Below are 17,160 nucleotides of genomic sequence, written 5' to 3'. Positions count from 1 at the left end.
TTTGATTTTGACAAAATTACGGAAAAGTTTAAAATTCCACCGAAATTGTTCCCCTTACCGTTAGGGGCGCCGCAGGATCAACGCGAGTCCGGCGTTGGGTCGCTTCGATGTAATCTATATTGAAAAGATTGTTAACGTTAATGGCGGCCCTCCAGTTATTGCGGCGGTAAAATACGCTTATATCAGTACGTAGATAGCTCGGTATTTGAAAAGAATTATTTAAATCACCTTGGCGTTCCCCCACATAAAACAATCCCAGGCCAAATCCCAAACCCTGTAAATCACCGGCTTGAATTTCGTAAGTTGACCACAAACTGGCCGAGTTAAAGGGAACCCCCTCAAGCAAATTACCAGGCTCCAGATTGTCATCCTTGGTGACCCTGGCATCGGTATAAGCATAGGAAGCAATAATATTCCAGCCCGGTAGGATTTCCCCCGCGATATCGAATTCAACCCCCTTACTTCTTTGCTCTCCGGATGGAATGGAGAAGTTGGGATTTTCAGGGTCTGTTACAGCCAGATTACTTACTGTGATTTCATATGCTGCTAAATTTGCGATCAACCTACCATCGAGGAATTCACCTCTGACCCCCACTTCGTACTGGGTACCAAAAACTGGTTCGAGCAACGAGCCATCAAATCTAGTCCCAAAATTAGGCTGAAATGATCTACTAAAGCTGGCATACAAAGACACTGGTTCAATGGGTTGATAAACAATGCCCAAACGGGGACTAAAAGCTTGATCGTAACGTTCGTCAGATTCCCCGTTGGAAGAGGAGCTCTGGTCAATGGTGTCAAAACGCCCTCCCATGAGTAATTTTAAGTTGTCGGTCAGTGTCACTTGATCTTGCAGAAATATCCCCAGCGTATTGGTTTGCCCCTCAGAAGAGAATACATCTGGAAAGTCATTTATACTAGGTCGAGCTACAGTCCCATAAACGGGGTTAAAAATATTAATAGTGGGAGCCGCAACACCTCCTCGGAAGATAAAAGGGGCGCTTTGCCACGATAAATCAACGCCAAATAATAGGGTGTGTTGGATGGGACCTGTAGAAAACTTGCCGATCAAATCAGTTTGCAGTTCGTAATTTCTTATCTGCTGTTCATTGCGGGAAAATTGCCTGCTCAGATTACCTGTAGTTTCATCTAATCTAACCAATTCAGTTTGTTCGGCCGCTTGATCGAGGTAGGAGAACCGAAACCGATTGCGGAGTTTCCAATTATCGCTGAAACGATGTTCTAATCTATATCCGGCCGAAAAATTTGTCCTTGCATCAAAGTCGTCTAATTCCCCCAAAACTCGATCAAAGGGAATATCGGCAATTCCCGTACCAAAGGCCACAATCCCCCGGTCAAAGGGACGACGATCATAGAGATAGTCCCACTCGAATCTTAAATCTGTTTGATCACTAATTTGCCAGGTAACTACGGGTGAAATGAAAAAGCGTGCAACTTCCGTGTCAAAGTCCCGGAAATTTCCCCCCCCCTCATAAGCCGCATTTAATCGATAAAGAGCTGTTCGTTGTGAGTTTAACGGCCCTGACAAGTCAATGGTTGGACGCACCAGACCAAAATTACCTGCCTGCATAGCAACTTCATAAAAAGGTTCTGAAAGGGGCTGTTTGGTAATGTAATTAATAACGCCGCCAGGATCTAAATTGCCGTAGAGTACGGAAGCCGGCCCTTTGAGGACTTCTATCCGTTGTAGATTTGCCGTGTCCGGAATAGAAAAATTATCTCTGAACTTAAAGCCGTCCCGGAGAGTTCCGCCAAATTGTTGAAAACCGCGAATATTAAATATTTCGGATGTACCACCAACAGTATTTCCTCTCTGCACACCACTGACATTTTGCAGTGCTTCCGAAGCACGAATTATTTGCCTGTCCTCCAACACCTGTTGGGGTACCACTTGAATCGATTGGGGAATGTCCCGTAAGGGAGTATCGGTTAGAGTCGCCGTTGTGGCATCGTCCACCGCATAGCCTTCATCCTGTTCACCGGTCACCACTACCTGGATAGCATCATTGCCATCCTCTTCATCTGCCACCCCTTTCCCTGGACTTAACCCCAGTACCAGGGATTGGTCTGTGGCATTAACTTCAACCGTCGGCGGCACATTGACCCCGGTAATGGCAATGCGAACAATATTATCAGGTAATGCTGTAACGCTCACTAGGGCAATTTCTTCGGTGGGGTTTTCCTGTTGCAGTCCGTCACTATCCGGCAAGGCTAGGATGGCATTGGGAATATCTACAATTAGTGCATTGCCCACTACGGAAGTGGTTGGTGTTGATAAGCGGCCCGTGGTAGCCAGGGTCAGTTCCAGTCCAGCTTCGGTCAAATTGATCCGGGCTTCCTTGATTTCGATGATCGAAGCTTGGGCAATTTGGGTTATCCACTCATCAACAGTGGTTGCAACTGGGAGCAAATCACCGGCTTTGGTGCGTTCTAAGTTACCAGATTCTAAAATATTCGTCCTGTTCAATTGGTTCGGATTAGTTTCGGCCCACGCCCTGGGAGCACATAGTAGCGAAACTATACCCATCAACAAAACCGACCACTGTACTTGATTCATAATCACTCCTTGCACCAAAGCTTGAAATTCTTAGTTGAGACAGCCGGCCATGGCATCTGATAACACAGGAGGAACAACCTTAACTGCAACTAATTCTCAAATACTTTACCGGTAAGACGGGGACGGCGGGCAATCACTTTGATCAGTGGAGGGAATATTTTGATCCTAAATTGGAATTTTTTAGTCTTTAGGTTGTTTGGCAAACAATGAATAGGCTTTAGGATTAACGCCAAACTTTTTGCGGAACGAGGCGGCAAAATGTCCCCGATTGGAAAACCCCACTTCCCGAGCAGCTTCAGTGACGTTGTAATGGCCCGTTTCTAGTAATTCTTTGACCCTTTCCATACGGTGATGGTGCAACCAACCGAATGCGGTAGTTCCAAAAACTTGGCGGAAACCCTGTTTAAGAGTAAATTCATTCAAGCCCACCTGACGAGCCAATCCTTTTAAGGAAGGTGGGTTACAGAGGCACTGGGATAAAATTTCTCTGGCATGGTGAATTCGTTCAATATCATCTGGTTTAAGGGTTGGTTGGGTCAAGTTGGGAGAGGAATTTTGTAGCATCTGCTCAAGGTGGAGAGCCATGAGTTCCCAGACTTTACTTTCTAGATAAATCTGTTGGATAATTCCCCTGTAGGGACAATATAAAATCTGCTGCAATGCCGTCTGCATCTTAACTGTAGGTGTGGCTGTGTGGGTGTAGCGAACTGAGTTTAGGTCTTTGAGCAATTCTTGAATAATGGTTTCAGCTTGCTCTAGGCGATCGCCTATCCAGGTACGAAATAAATCAGGCTCTAGATGAAAACTAACATTTAAAACCTGCCATCCCGCCAGATATTCATTCACACTTTTATCTGCTAAGCCACTACCGGAAAAGAAATAATTTTCTGCATCAGCCCCGGTTAACTGACGGTGGTGTTCTCCAATAACCGTAAATTCATATTCCAATGGGTGTTCCCGCTCGGGAATTTCAACAATAAGATTTTGATAGAGTTGATAGCTAGCTATCGTCAGTTCTAAGCCTTCTCGAAGTTTTATCTCCCGTATAGATCCACGCCCTAAATGCGTTGGATAATACCAATATTTATCCGAGCCATCTGCATTAGATTGCTGTTGATTGCCTCCTTCCCTGAACATGGCCAAGTAATCAGATTGAGAAAAAAAGATCGACATAATGCCCTATGCAACGACAAACTGCCTAGCATCCTTGCTAGACAGTCAATAAATTTTAATGATAAATATTTTCAAGTAGTGAAGCCGATGCGTCAAGCCATCACGCTAGGTTAACTTGATCGCAGAGCTAGTCCTCAGTAACTGAGAAAAACGAGATGCAGGATTGTGGGCCAGGGCTGGGCGATCGCCGTATTCCAGCACTTTGCCCCGGTCTAGAATCAGAATTTGATCGGCCCGTTCCACCGTCTTGAGGCGATGGGCAATGATAATTCCCGTCCGATGCTCTAGTAATCGATTGATAGCCCGCTCAATTAACTGTTCTGTCAAAGGATCAAGCCGTGACGAAGCTTCATCGAGGATAACTAGCCCAGGATCTTTGAGAAATACCCTGGCAAAAGCTAGCAATTGGGCTTGCCCCGCCGATAATCCTCCCCCATCCGTGCCTAGTTCCGTATCTAAACCCTGGGGTAATGTTGCCAACCAAGGCTCCAGCCCAAGGTCGTTCAGGGCTTGTAAAATCAATCGGTCTGGGATGTGGGGATTAAAAAATGTCAGATTATTGCGTATGGAAGTTTGGAACAGTTGCACGTCTTGGGTGACAAAACCGACCCGCTGATGTAACTCCCGCTGAGATATCTCCCCAAGGTTGATGCCGCCAAGCTGAATTTGGCCCTGCTGAATGGCATAAAAATTCAACAAGAGTCGAGCGAATGTACTTTTGCCACTGCCGGTGTGCCCCAGCAACCCAAGCACTTTTCCAGCGGGTAGATGCCAGGTTAAATTCTGCAGAGCGTAATCAGCATCTTCGTGGTGGTGACCTTGGCGGTGCTCAGGTAATTCGTGGTTGCCGTCCCCAGGTTTTAAACTCGCTGTGGTTGGATAACTAAACCACACATTTTTTCCTTCGACGGAAAGTGACCCCGATGGCAAAGCTTGGGATCTGCCCAATCGGGGTGACGGAGACTGACGAATGAGGTCTTGAATGCGATAAAGACTGGCAACGGCCTGTTGAAACTGTTCTAGTTCTTCCCGTATCCGTTCAATGGGATCTTGGAGAAGACTGGCATAGTAAAACAAAAGATAGACTGTACCAATGGTGATACCCTGTACACGCCACAGGTAAGCGCCCAAGGCCAGGGCGATAGCATTGCCCACCGTGAATAGACCAACGGTGCTGCCCCATAGTAGGGTGCTCTGCAACCGTGCTTGATGAAACGCCCTTAGCCAGTTTCTTATCAATGTATAAAAGCGGTTCATGACATAGTCCACCGCTCCATTGCCCCGAATGTCTTCCAATCCGGCTAAATATTCAGTGATAAAACCGTAAAAATCAGCACTGATGCCACGGTAAACTTGCCATGGCCCCACCGCCAAGGATTGCAACCGGCTGAGAATACCCAGGGCTACTAGGGCAAAAAGAGTCAAACCCAATCCCGCCTGCCACTGCTCGAACCACAACACGACTAGAACACCCACCACTAGCAAGCCATTGCCCAGTACTTGGAGCACAAATTGGGAGAAAAAGCGGGCCAGGGCGTCCACGTCTCCATCAATGCGTTCCACTAGTTCCCCGGGGCAATGATTTTTGTGAAAAGTTAGATCGAGATTGAGGGTGTGACGAGCTAGGTTCAAGCGGAGATTATTGGTCGCAGTCCAGGCAACGGTTTCACTGCAATAGGTGGCAACGATTTCCAATCCTTGACGTACAACGGCGATCGCCATAAAGCCCAATGCTAGCCACACCAGTATGGTTTGGGGCCCTCCGGCCATGGCTGTGTCGATGAAATAGCGCAAAATCTGGGGATTAAGCACTTGTAGGATAATGCTTCCCCCCAAGGCGATCGCCAAAGCCAGCACTTGCCCCCACTGGGGACTTAGATAAGCCATTAAAACTTGTCGATTAGACTGGGGCGAAAGGAGCATAAATCAAGATGATGGAGACCTGAACACAAGGGTAATAATGGCTAATTTCTTGACCTCACAATTCCCGACAAACTTTTCTGAAATTAAAAAAAATCAGGGTTAAGGTTAACCTCGTTCTTGGTATTGATCGTCCTTCCATACCCCTTCTAGGCGGGTACCATCAGCAAAAGAATAAACGCCCTTGCCATTTTTCTTACCCTGTTCAAAAATCCCTTCAAACGTATCACCATTGACATAGTCACAGGTGGCCATACCTTGGAGTTGATTATTGCTAAATTGTCCTTGGCAACGATCGCCATTGGCAAAAATAAATGCACCTTCCCCTGCAAACTTACCGGCAACAAATTGACCTTGATAACGATTACCATTAGCAAAGGTATAGATGCCTTCCCCTGCCGGTTGTCCGTCCCGGATTTCCCCTTGGTAGCTGGCCCCATCGGCAAAATTGTATTGTCCTTGCCCAGAGGGTAACCCCTGTTTAAATTGTCCCTGGAAACGATTGCCGTTGGCAAAAATACGGGTGCCTTGCCCAGAAAATTCACCGCTCTGAAATTCCCCTTCATACTCTCCTCCAGCGGCAAAACGAAAAATTCCCTCACCGTCGGGTTGGCCATTCTTTAAGGTGCCTTCATATTGATCGCCATTGTTGTACTCGCACTTGCCTGACCCGTTCAATTCTCCTTGAACAACAGTGCCGGAACACCGATCGCCATTGGTATAAATAAAGGTACCTTTGCCCGTGGGTTGACCATCAACAAATTCTCCCTCATAACGTAGACCCGCCGCCGTTGTATAAATCCCTTGACCGTGGGGTTGACCGTCAACAAATTCCCCTTCGTAACGGTCTTGACTGGCATAGACTCGCACCCCTTTACTACCCATTTGATCATCTTCAAAAACCCCTTCAAAATAGCCCCCATCAGCAAAAATATATTTCCCTTGCCCCTTTTTTTCACCCTCAACAAATTGACCTTCATAGCGATCGCCATTGGTAAATTGACAGGTACCCTGGCCATTGAGTGCACCATTGCTAATCTGTCCTTCACATTTAGAACCATCCGGCAGGGTTAAATTGCCCGCCAGGGATTGATGACCCAGGGAACTTAAGCAGACCATACTGCCAGCTAGGAAAATAATTTGAGCAAATTTAAACATTATTAAAACGGCTAATTTTTAACGTTAAATAAATTTCACAGTCAAGGTTTACCTAATTAACCAATTGAGTTGAAATTTAGGAATCGGATGACTGCTCCAGATCGGGCGCCAATTCATCTATCCCTACTGCTGGCTCGGTCTTCGGTGCGGCAGCGGGAGTGGGAGGTGGCTCTGGACTAGGAGAAGGGGAAACTCTCACCGCCGGGGTAGGACTGGGGGAAGGAGAAACTTTCACGGCTGGCACGGGACTGGGCTGGGATTCTACGGAGAATTGTTTCAGTCGTTCTTCCCGTTCTTTCTCTAATTGCCGTTGGCGGGCTTGACGCTCCTCTTCCAACTGTCTCTGACGGGCTTGATTTGCCTTTTCCTCTTCTGCTCTGCGGGCGGCCTGACGCAACTCTTCCTGCTGTTGCTGACGCTCCCTCGCCTGACGATCAAAGTCTGAACCAGCAACGGTGAAGTGAATCACCACAGGGACTGATTTGGATTGACCACTGGCGGGGGCCGTAAACTGCATTTTTCTGGCTGCCAATAGGGCCTGGCGGTTGACCTCGCTGTTGCCGTGGGCATTGGTGATGGTTACGCTGGTCACACCACCACTATCATTTACTGAAATTAATACTGTAGCACTACCTTCTTCCCCCTGGAGGATGGAGGGATAACTGGGTTTACATTGGCTAACGCACTTTAAGGGGTCTGGCTTAGCGGGGGAACTGGGAGTTGGTTTCGGTTTAGGGGGAGCACTACTAGCAACGGGATTGGCCGCAATGGGACCAACATTTGCCCCTGCATTGCCGCCACCGGGCCGTTCTGCTCTGGGTTGGCCGGAGCCCAGACTAGGGCCAGAGCTACCACCACCACTGGCAATGGGTTTAGTAGCTGTCCCCGGTTTCATCGGCGGGGCCCCCTGACTAACTGCATTGCCATTGGCGATCGCCGTAAATGAATCCTGGTTGGTTAACGGATTTCCCTGGGACGGGGCAGAGGAACTAATGCGACCAAATACGGGCTGTCGGCTTGGGGCGTTGGCTAAACTTTGGGGCGTAGCTGGGCGAATCCCCGGGGAAACAGCGGGGGCCTGCTCAGGAATCGGGGCAAATTCCGGAGTCTGGAGGGAAGAAAAGGGCAAACGAAAGGCACTCTGGGCCGGCTGAGTCAAAGAAGCGGGGCTTTCTGTAACTGGATTAGGGAGGGGATTGAGGTTTGGGGTAGGAGGAGTAATGGCCTGGTCCACCGGGAGAGACACTGCATTGGGGACTGGAGCCGCAGGGGGTGGGGGCAATGAATTGGGCAAGGAAATTGGATTTTCCACCACCGGACTGGGCAGAGAATTGACTGATGGGACGGGGGGAATAATGGCTTGGGGCAGGGGCGGTAAAACTGCTTGAGTTACCGGAGTGGGCGGTGGTGGGGAGATATTCGGCAGAGGTTCGACTTTTTTCTGCTCAGTTTTCTGCTCCGTTGGTGGCGGTGTGACTTCTGGGATGGGAGAAGGGTCCACCACAATAAATTCAATCGGCTCTACGGCGGGAGTATCACCATCCAGGGGAAATCTCCAGAACGCTCCGATCGCCCCGTGGATTAACAAGGAACAGGTCGCCCCCGCCAGGATGATCTTTTGGCTGTTTTGGTATTGCTGGGATCTTTGGGTCAGGCAGAAATTAGAGATTGACATGGAATTCTTGCATTGACAGGCAATTATTGTGGCCCCTAGCCTAGGCTGAACTGCATCTATTATGTGAAATATTATTATTAATAGCTATAGCATTATAGACGTTTAGTTGCGACATTAAACACCTCCACTGACTCTTTTATTCCAAAATTTTTTCTCTGCAACCGTGAATATAGGCCCTTAAAGCCTAGAAAACTCGTTTGCACTTAAGCAAATCTTATTGCTTATCCATTTAATTTATTGAAAATAGTTATCAATTGCTATTATGGCTAGGCAAGGGGATTAATTGAGAATTACTCTTAACTGTGTTGAGTGAACACAAGAGGTTATCACGTTGGTAGAAGTTTTTATGGCCGGGGGCATAGTGGCGGTGCCCCTCCTCGGTTTTTCCCTGTTAGCTGTGGCCCTGATTATCGAGCGTGCCTATTTTTGGAGTCAGATCCAGTTACGGCAAAATCGGTTGGTAAATGATGTGCTCAAGCTTTATCGCAGTAATCCCCCAGGGGCGATCGCCAAGCTGAAACAAAATGCGGATTTACCCATGGCACGAATTTTTCTCGAAGCCCTGTGTTTGGAGGGGGCCACACCAACGGAGTTTCGCCTGGCCCTGGAAAGCGCTACCCAAGCAGAATTACCGCTTTTAAAACGATTTAACACCCTATTTCAGACCATTATCACCGTTTCCCCTCTCCTGGGCTTACTGGGGACAATTTTGGGACTAATGCGTTCCTTTTCTTCCATGAGTTTAGGCAGTACCACCGCCGCCAATGCCTCGGGGGTCACCGGGGGGATCAGTGAAGCATTGGTGTCCACCGTGATGGGCTTGGTAGTTGCCATTGCCACTCTCCTCTTTGCCAACGTGTTCCGTTCCCTCTATCTGCGCCAATTCGCCCTCATACAGGAGCAAACGGGGCAAATCGAATTGGTATATCGCCGTTTCCATGACCAACCGGAGGAAAAAGAGTATGCGACTTCCCGATGAGTTTGAAGCCCAGGGCGAAATCAATATCATTCCGATGATTGACGTGATTTTTTCTATCCTGGCGTTTTTCATCATCTCCAGTTTGTATCTCAGCCGCTCCGACGGTTTATCGGTCAACTTACCTTCGGCCCAAACCACGGAAAGCAAGCCCAATCCGCAATTTATTTTAACCGTTAAACAGACTGGTGAACTGTTTTTGGATGGCCAGGCAATACCCCTAAAAGATTTGCAAACAAATATCCTGGCTAAGGCTAAAAATAACGCCAATAGTTTGGTGGTAATTAAAGCCGATGAACAGGTTAACCATGGTTTAGTGGTACAGGTTATGGATGGTGTACGCCAAATCAAGGGGGTTTCCCTGGCGATCGCCGCCACGCCCAAGAACTAAAAAAACTGAAAAAGAATTAAGCATTTGCTTAATTAATAAAACTTTTTAACTTTTGTGTGAGGAGCAATTGTGAATACCAAAATAAGCTTAGGCTTAACCATATGTTGCCTATGTTCGGGGCTAGTAGCCCCCTTGCCCATACTGGCCCAAATTAATAATTCTGGGGCCCAAACCAAAATACAAGCTCAAGTTGGCTCCATCTTGGTTACCGGAGTTAATCTAAAGTCCACAGAAAAGGGTCTAGAGCTGGAACTGGCCAACAATTCCCCCATCCCGGTCCAACCCCTGATTTATCCCCAAGGGAATCTGCTCATTATTGAGTTGACCGATGCCCTCTTGGACATTCCCGGAGGAGAATTTAACCAGGAAAATCCTAGTCCCCAAATTGCGGCGATCGCCATTACCCAAGGGGAAAACAACATAGTCCGCATTACGGTGACGGGCGTTGATAATAATCTTCCTGAAGTGACAGTGAGTTCTGTTGACCAAAATTTAGTGCTTAGCTTAACTTCGTCCTCCACGGCGATCGCCCCTGAGAATCCAGAATCAGAAATTGAAGTGGTAGCCACCCAAGAAGGGCAGGGGGAAGCTAGCTACTTTGTGCCCAGTGCTTCCACCGCCACAGGATTAGATACCCCTTTACTCGATATCCCCCAGTCCATTCAAGTTGTGCCCCAACAGGTCTTACAAGACCGAAACGTAACCGAATTGGGACCAGCCCTCCAAACAGTGCCAGGGGTTAGCCCCGCCGGGGGCAGGGGAACTAGTGTTTTTGGCCCCGGCTTTCTAATCCGTGGATTTCCCGTCAATAACAGTATTTTTCGTGATGGCATTCCCTATCAATCCTTAGCCCCCTTAAATACCACAGACATCGAACAAATAGAAGTGCTCAAAGGCCCCTCTTCCATTGTGTTTGGTGCTGGAGAACCCGGGGGATCAATCAACCTAATTTCCAAAAAACCTTTGGATGAACCCTATTACAATGCGGCTGTGTCCCTTGGTAATTATAATGACTATCGTTTAGATGTGGATTTATCCGGTCCCCTCCTACCGGAAGCCATTGATACAGTTAATTATCGTCTCAATGTTTCCTATGAAACCTCCGGCAGTTTTCGAGATTTCGTCTACGGTGATCTCTGGGTTGTATCACCAACTTTAACTTGGAATATTGGTCCAGACACGAAGTTGAATATCTATGGACAATACACAACCAATCGGGAAACCTTAGATGAAGGCATCCCAGCACCAAATATCGCAGACTTGCCATCGAATCGATTTTTAGGAGAGCGATTTAGTAAATTTGAGCAAGATCAATACCTAATTGGCTACACCTTCAACCACGATTTTAACGAAAATCTGAAGCTACGCCATGCCATGCAATACTTGGCCTACGCCCCCGTCCGCTATGCGCCCCTCTTTGACTTTTTTGACGAAGATACTGGGGAATTAAATCGATTTGAATATTATGGGGGAGGAAATTATCAGCGTTTTTTCACCAATGCAGAATTGATAGGAGAATTCTACACTGGGCCGGTTAAACATCGGGTGTTATTTGGATTGGAGTATCGTAACGATACAGAGACTCCAGAATTTCAATTCAGCAACACCTTTGCTCCCATTAATGTTTTCAACCCGGTTTACACCAATACCCCTTTCCCCATCGCGCCAGAATTTTTCCGTGATGATCAAGTCAATCGCTTTGCGGTTTATCTACAGGATCAAATGGATTTATTTGACAACCTGAAGCTATTGGTGGGACTCCGTTACGATTCCGCTACCCAAAATCGGTCGACCCAGTCTATTACAGATCCAAGGGAAGAATTTAACCAAACCGATAACCAATTAACACCCCGGGTTGGTATTATCTATCAACCAATTCCCACGGTTTCCCTTTATGGCTCTTACACCACCTCTTTTAATCCTTCTTTTGCCGCCTCCCTCAACGCCGATGGTTCTACCTTTGATCCCCAGACCGGTCGCCAGTTTGAAGTGGGAGTTAAGGCAGACATTACCGACAAGTTAAGTGTGACTTTCTCGGCATTTGATATTAGGAAACAAAATGTTCCTACCATTGATCCTGCCAATCTATTATTTACCATTCAAACAGGGGAACAAACTAGCCGAGGGGTGGAGCTTTACCTGGGTGGAGAAATTTTGCCTGGTTGGAATATTGTCACCGGTTATAGTTACCTTGATGCTTTTGTAAGCCAAGATAATACCGATATCGTAGACAACACTTTATCTAATGTTCCTAGCAACCAGTTTAGCCTCTGGACAACCTATGAAATTCAATCGGGAAATTTACAAGGCTTGGGCTTTGGTTTAGGACTATTTTATGTTGATCAACGGGAGGGGGACTTGGACAACACCTTTGTGTTACCCAGCTATTTCCGCACCGATGCTGCCATTTTTTATCGTCGGGAAAATTGGGAATTACAATTAAACATCGAAAATTTGTTTAATACCCAGTATTTGGCCGAATCAAATGATTTTGACCTGAGTGTTTATCCCGGGGCTCCCTTTACGGTAGTAGGAAAAATTGGCGTAACATTCTAGGCATTTTAAGACTGCTGATGATGAGATTATCAGCAGTAAATTTTCTAATGCTCCAAAACCAGGATTGGAAAGATGAAAAAAAATGTTTACTACAGCAAAATTGCTGACATTTACGATCAAACTCGCTGGATGACAGAACCAATTGCTGAAGAAGTTGCAGATTTTATTCTCGCTCTAGTGAAGGCAACAAGAGAAACTACTTTTCTTGAGCCTGGTGTAGGGACTGGGCTCAATGTCATTCCTTTAGTCAGACGTGGTTATTCTGTAACTGGTGTTGATATTTCTCAGGAAATGCTTAGCCAATTTTCTCAAAAGTTGCCCCGTATTCCTCCGAATCTTAGGTTGATCCATGAAGATGCATCGCAACTATCTTTTCCAGACAGCAGCTTCGACGTAGTGTTAACGGTTCATATGCTTCATTCTGTTTCCAATTTAGGTATGTTTTTAGATGAGATTGATCGAGTCCTAAAACCAAATGGTTTTTATTTAAATGCTCAATGGGTTACTCCCCCTGCACATCTAGAATTTGAGAACCATTTCAAAACTATTTTGCTTAAGTATCAAGAGCCAAAGCCTTCACAACAATCATTAGAAGTAACTAACAAAATTAATATAGATGAATATTTACTAAATAAAGGGTATCAGTGTAATTATTTGACAGCTAAGGAATGGACGGTAAGCAATCAGGTGCAAGAACTACTCCATTTTTACAGATCACATGCCTATGGATTATGCTGGCTCCTTCCAGATGAAGCATTTAATCTTGCCATAAAGGAATTTGAAGTATTTTGTTATGAATATTACGATTCATTAAAGGTGGAGTTATCGTCTCAAGCACAATTCGAAATCTGGGCATACACAGTAAAATGATGATTTTAATTTCGGTATTACCTTCAGAGTATCTTTTTGATAAATTTCATAAAACCCCGAAGCAAAAATGAAAGATGTTAATGTATTTGATCCCAACACCACGATTGTTTTACCAAATCAACCAACTACTTCAAGACAAATTGTTGATTTTGATGAATTTACAGTACATTTTCAAGACAATGAAACCATAATAAATTTACCGCAAAGACTGGGTAAAGGGTATAATCGATCTATCCAGTTGAGGGACGGCTTAACAATTGAAATTATTCAGGTACAACTTGCCGAAGTTATGTACTTAAAGAGGAATCATAAGAAGAATTTTCCTCTAGTTGCTCACTTTTATCTTACAGGAAATTCAGTAGTAGAAACATTTAAAACTAAAGAAATTGAGCCAAAATATACAGAATTAGCGGGCAGAAATTATCTTTATCATTTACCTAATTTATCAGAACTCGAGCAATGGCCATGTGATACTGAAATAAAATTAGTTAGTGTTTATGCTCCTGTTGATTATTTCAGTTGTTTTTATCAAAGTGAAAACTTTGCTCCTAGCTTAATTAACCAATTAATCACAGGCGATCGTGATTTAAAGTTCCACTTATCACTAGGTAAAAACACACTTAAAGTCACTGAGATATTACAGCAAATTTATCAATGTCCCTATCAAGGCATAATTAAACAAATTTATTTAGAAAGTAAGGCTTTAGAATTATTTGCCTGGCAATTTAATTGTATGGATGCTACTAAATCAGAAAAAAAAGCATCTCAATTAAAAAAAGACGATTTAGAAAGAGTGAAATATGCACAGGAAATCTTGGTCAAACAAGTACTTGATCCTCCTTCCTTGGCACAGTTATCTCGACAAGTTAGCTTAAATGAGCGTAAGCTAAAACAAGGCTTTCGTCAACTATTTGGCACGACCGTATTTGGTTATCTGTATAATTATCGCATGCAACAGGCTCAGCAATTATTAGCAGATAATAACTTATCCGTGGCCCAGGTAGCACAAAGGGTAGGATATACCAATCCAGAAGCTTTTTGCATGGCATTTAGACGAAAATTTGGAGTTAGCCCCAAAACCCATCAAAAGACAATTTTCTACAAATAGTAGTAAGCAGTTTTTCATTCTGACAGAAGAAAAGTTATGATCTAAAAAGTCCGTTTCACAAAGAAAAAAGTCCGTCCTACAAAGAAATACATTTTGGCTTTCCCCTAGAATATATCCATTAATTATCAGTAAGTGTGGGGAGCACAAAAAATGATCAAAATTTTGGAACAGACTTCGCTCGCCGTTTTGATTGGTTTGACGGCCTTACATTCTGGTGTTGCCCTAGGATCAGTAGGGGAAAGTAATTTATCTGAAAAAGAAAAATTAGAAGATCAGGAGTTACAGAATGAATATAAGGCAAATGTAAAGATAGAAAATTGGCAACAGCAAATATCCCAAGCTCAAATTAAAGAAGTTATCCAAATTGAACTTAAAGATACGCAAACTGGCATTGAATTAATTTTAAAAACGGCCGATCAATCCCAGCTAATACCCTTAATTATTAGTGAGGACAATATTCTCATCATCGATATTTTAGACGCAGTTTTAAGGCTACCAGATGGGGAAAATTTTATAGTTGAGAATCCCAGTGAGCAAATTAGTCAAATAACCGCCGTACAGACAAGTTCAAATTCACTACGCATTACCGTAACTGGCAATGGTACTGTTCCCGCCGCTCAGGTGATACCATCATCCGAAAATTTAATTTTGAGCCTAACGCCTCCAATTAACACAGTGGAATCGGAAGAAGAAATCGAAATTGTTGCTACCCGAGAAGAAGAAGCAGCAGTCCAAGAATTTTTCGTTCCCAACACTTCGGTTGCCACGGGGACTGACACTCCCATTATGGATACGCCTTTTTCTGCACAGGTTGTTTCAGAAGAAGTAATTCGTTCCCAACAAGCCATCACCCTCGAAGATGTGTTGACAAATGTTAGCAGTGTGACTTTTGGCGGTACTACAGGGGGAAGAGAAACTATCTTTGGTATTCGAGGATTTGGCAATCAATTTAGTGATACGGTTCCTATTCTTAGGGATGGTTTTCGACTTTATGGAGGGTTTCAAGGGATTACGGAAGTTTCTCACCTACAACAGGTGGAAGTGCTCAAAGGTCCTTCTTCTATTTTATATGGCCAAATTGAACCCGGAGGTGTAATTAATTTAAACTCGAAAAAACCACTTAATGAACCGTTTGCTGAAGTCGAAGTGCAATTAGGTAATCAAGGATTAGTTCGTCCCCGTTTTGATATTTCAGGTGGTTTAAATCCCAGTGGGAATTTACGTTATCGATTAAACGGCGTTTATAGTAATGAAGCGAGTTTTCGCGACTTTAATCAACCGTTAGAACGATTTGCCTACGCTCCCATTGTCACCTATGCTATCACTGACGACACAGATTTAAGTTTAGCTGTTGAATATATTAATGACACGAATCCTGCTGACTTTGGCTTGAGTAGCTTCGGAGATGGGGTTGCACCAGTACCCCGCTCGCGGGTAATTAATGATCCCAGTGATATTGTTAACAAAAACTTTATTAGCGCTGGATATAATCTAGAGCATCGCTTCAATGAAAATTGGAAGTTACGCAATGCTTTTCGCTATATGAGCTACAACTATGACTATAACGTCATTGCTCTTCCTACTATTGTGAATGGGCCAACGGTTACCCGCTTCTTTGCTGACCAGGACGGACAACAGGGCTCCTATTCTTTCTATACCAATGCTGTCGGTAAATTTTCTACAGGCTCAGTTAAACATGAGCTCTTAGCTGGAATTGATTATAACTGGTCTGAAGAGAGTATTTTAACGCTTTTTGGTGGTCCGACGTCAATTAACGTATTTGATCCCGATTATAATGCAATTCCCAAACCTAATCGCTCTGATTTACCTCTTTTTGGCGATACTTTTACCAGTTCCAATCGTTTGGGAATTTATCTACAGGATCAAGTTTCTTTATTAGAAAATCTAATTTTAGTTGCAGGACTTCGTTACGATACTATCACTCAAAACACAAATAATTTACAAACTGATTTTAACCAAGGGGGAAATACACAACAAACAGATAGTGCAGTTACACCAAGGATAGGCCTACTATATCGTCCAATTCCGGAAATTAGCTTCTTTAGCAACTATTCCCAATCTTTCACTCCCAATAGTGGAATAGATATCAGTGGCAATCCCCTAGAACCAGAACGGGGAGAAGGTTTTGAAATTGGCGTTAAAGCGGAACTATTTGAGCAACAACTTCTCACAACCTTAACTTATTTTAATATTAGTAAAAATAATGTAGCGGTTAGCGATCCAGTTAATCCCCTATTTTTATCTACCATTGGAACACAACAAAGCCAAGGCATTGAACTAGATATTGTGGGAGAAATTTTACCCGGCTGGAAAATTATTGGTAACTATTCTTATATCAATGCAAAAGTCACCGAGGATACAGATCCTAATTTTGTCGATAACCGCCTATTTGGTATTCCCTATAATATGGCGAATTTATGGACGACCTATGAAATTCAATCGGGGGCATTACAAGGACTAGGGTTTGGAATTGGCTTTAATTACGTTGGCGATCGTTTTGGTGATTTAGCTAATACCTACACAGTGGGGGATTATATCATCGGAAACGCAGCGATTTTTTACCAACGAGATAAATATCGAGTTGCCCTAAACTTGAGGAATTTTACTAATGCTAACTACGTCCGAGCAGTCAGTGGTAACCAAACAGGAATTGAACCTGGTGAACCATTTATTATTATTGGCTCATTTTCGGTTCAGTTTTAAATCATTAAAAGTTACTTGCTGTTTTTTTAATGAT

General features: G+C 44.4%; 11 protein-coding genes. 6 read left to right on the top strand and 5 right to left on the bottom strand.

Annotated elements, in window-relative coordinates; all coding sequences use genetic code 11:
- Positions 1–28 precede the first annotated feature (28 nt).
- From C7I86_RS00155 to C7I86_RS00135, 5 genes are all read right to left on the bottom strand, one after another.
- On the bottom strand, positions 29–2,575 hold the full coding sequence (locus tag C7I86_RS00155; protein WP_199303644.1) for a TonB-dependent receptor: 2,547 nt from the start codon (positions 2,573–2,575) through the stop codon (positions 29–31).
- A 180-nt stretch (positions 2,576–2,755) separates the two neighbouring features.
- Complete coding sequence (locus tag C7I86_RS00150) at positions 2,756–3,748, bottom strand: helix-turn-helix transcriptional regulator (RefSeq protein WP_010871236.1); 993 nt, start codon at positions 3,746–3,748, stop codon at positions 2,756–2,758.
- 105 nt (positions 3,749–3,853) lie between these two features.
- Positions 3,854–5,671 (bottom strand): ABC transporter ATP-binding protein, encoded by a 1,818-nt coding sequence (locus tag C7I86_RS00145; RefSeq protein WP_010871235.1) that lies wholly within the window; start codon positions 5,669–5,671, stop codon positions 3,854–3,856.
- Positions 5,672–5,776: 105 nt separating this feature from the next.
- Positions 5,777–6,826 carry an MORN repeat-containing protein gene (locus C7I86_RS00140; RefSeq protein ID WP_010871234.1) on the bottom strand — a complete coding sequence of 350 codons (1,050 nt, stop codon included), beginning with the start codon at positions 6,824–6,826 and terminating at the stop codon, positions 5,777–5,779.
- A 76-nt stretch (positions 6,827–6,902) separates the two neighbouring features.
- A complete protein-coding gene (locus C7I86_RS00135; protein ID WP_010871233.1) occupies positions 6,903–8,501 on the bottom strand; it encodes an energy transducer TonB in 1,599 nt (532 codons plus the stop codon).
- Positions 8,502–8,847: 346 nt separating this feature from the next.
- On the opposite strand from C7I86_RS00135, the gene C7I86_RS00130 reads away from it, so the two are divergent.
- The 6 genes from C7I86_RS00130 (at position 8,848) to C7I86_RS00105 (ending at position 17,126) form a co-directional block, all read left to right on the top strand.
- Positions 8,848–9,480, top strand: a complete 633-nt coding sequence (locus C7I86_RS00130) for a MotA/TolQ/ExbB proton channel family protein (protein WP_010871232.1) — start codon at positions 8,848–8,850, stop codon at positions 9,478–9,480.
- On the top strand, positions 9,464–9,868 hold the full coding sequence (locus tag C7I86_RS00125; protein WP_020861332.1) for a biopolymer transporter ExbD: 405 nt from the start codon (positions 9,464–9,466) through the stop codon (positions 9,866–9,868). Before C7I86_RS00130 ends, C7I86_RS00125 begins: the two co-directional genes overlap by 17 nt.
- A gap of 69 nt (positions 9,869–9,937) precedes the next feature.
- Positions 9,938–12,424 carry a TonB-dependent siderophore receptor gene (locus C7I86_RS00120; RefSeq protein WP_010871230.1) on the top strand — a complete coding sequence of 829 codons (2,487 nt, stop codon included), beginning with the start codon at positions 9,938–9,940 and terminating at the stop codon, positions 12,422–12,424.
- 72 nt (positions 12,425–12,496) lie between these two features.
- Positions 12,497–13,294 (top strand): class I SAM-dependent methyltransferase, encoded by a 798-nt coding sequence (locus C7I86_RS00115; protein WP_010871229.1) that lies wholly within the window; start codon positions 12,497–12,499, stop codon positions 13,292–13,294.
- Between the two features lie 67 nt (positions 13,295–13,361).
- On the top strand, positions 13,362–14,402 hold the full coding sequence (locus C7I86_RS00110; protein ID WP_010871228.1) for an AraC family transcriptional regulator: 1,041 nt from the start codon (positions 13,362–13,364) through the stop codon (positions 14,400–14,402).
- A 150-nt stretch (positions 14,403–14,552) separates the two neighbouring features.
- Positions 14,553–17,126, top strand: coding sequence for a TonB-dependent siderophore receptor (locus C7I86_RS00105; RefSeq protein WP_020861331.1), 2,574 nt, complete (start codon positions 14,553–14,555; stop codon positions 17,124–17,126).
- Positions 17,127–17,160: the final 34 nt, after the last annotated feature.

This window comes from Synechocystis sp. IPPAS B-1465, from assembly GCF_003015225.1.
Taxonomy (GTDB): domain Bacteria; phylum Cyanobacteriota; class Cyanobacteriia; order Cyanobacteriales; family Microcystaceae; genus Synechocystis.
Note: the sequence above shows the minus strand (reverse complement) of the source record. Positions and strands in the feature narration are given on the sequence as shown.

Coding starts and splice junctions, on each gene's coding strand:
- C7I86_RS00115 (WP_010871229.1), top strand. CDS start 12,497: ATGAAAAAAAATGTTTACTACAGCAAAATTGCTGACATTTACGATCAA.
- C7I86_RS00140 (WP_010871234.1), bottom strand. CDS start 6,826: ATGTTTAAATTTGCTCAAATTATTTTCCTAGCTGGCAGTATGGTCTGC.
- C7I86_RS00150 (WP_010871236.1), bottom strand. CDS start 3,748: ATGTCGATCTTTTTTTCTCAATCTGATTACTTGGCCATGTTCAGGGAA.
- C7I86_RS00125 (WP_020861332.1), top strand. CDS start 9,464: ATGCGACTTCCCGATGAGTTTGAAGCCCAGGGCGAAATCAATATCATT.
- C7I86_RS00135 (WP_010871233.1), bottom strand. CDS start 8,501: ATGTCAATCTCTAATTTCTGCCTGACCCAAAGATCCCAGCAATACCAA.
- C7I86_RS00155 (WP_199303644.1), bottom strand. CDS start 2,575: ATGAATCAAGTACAGTGGTCGGTTTTGTTGATGGGTATAGTTTCGCTA.
- C7I86_RS00110 (WP_010871228.1), top strand. CDS start 13,362: ATGAAAGATGTTAATGTATTTGATCCCAACACCACGATTGTTTTACCA.
- C7I86_RS00145 (WP_010871235.1), bottom strand. CDS start 5,671: ATGCTCCTTTCGCCCCAGTCTAATCGACAAGTTTTAATGGCTTATCTA.
- C7I86_RS00105 (WP_020861331.1), top strand. CDS start 14,553: ATGATCAAAATTTTGGAACAGACTTCGCTCGCCGTTTTGATTGGTTTG.
- C7I86_RS00130 (WP_010871232.1), top strand. CDS start 8,848: ATGGCCGGGGGCATAGTGGCGGTGCCCCTCCTCGGTTTTTCCCTGTTA.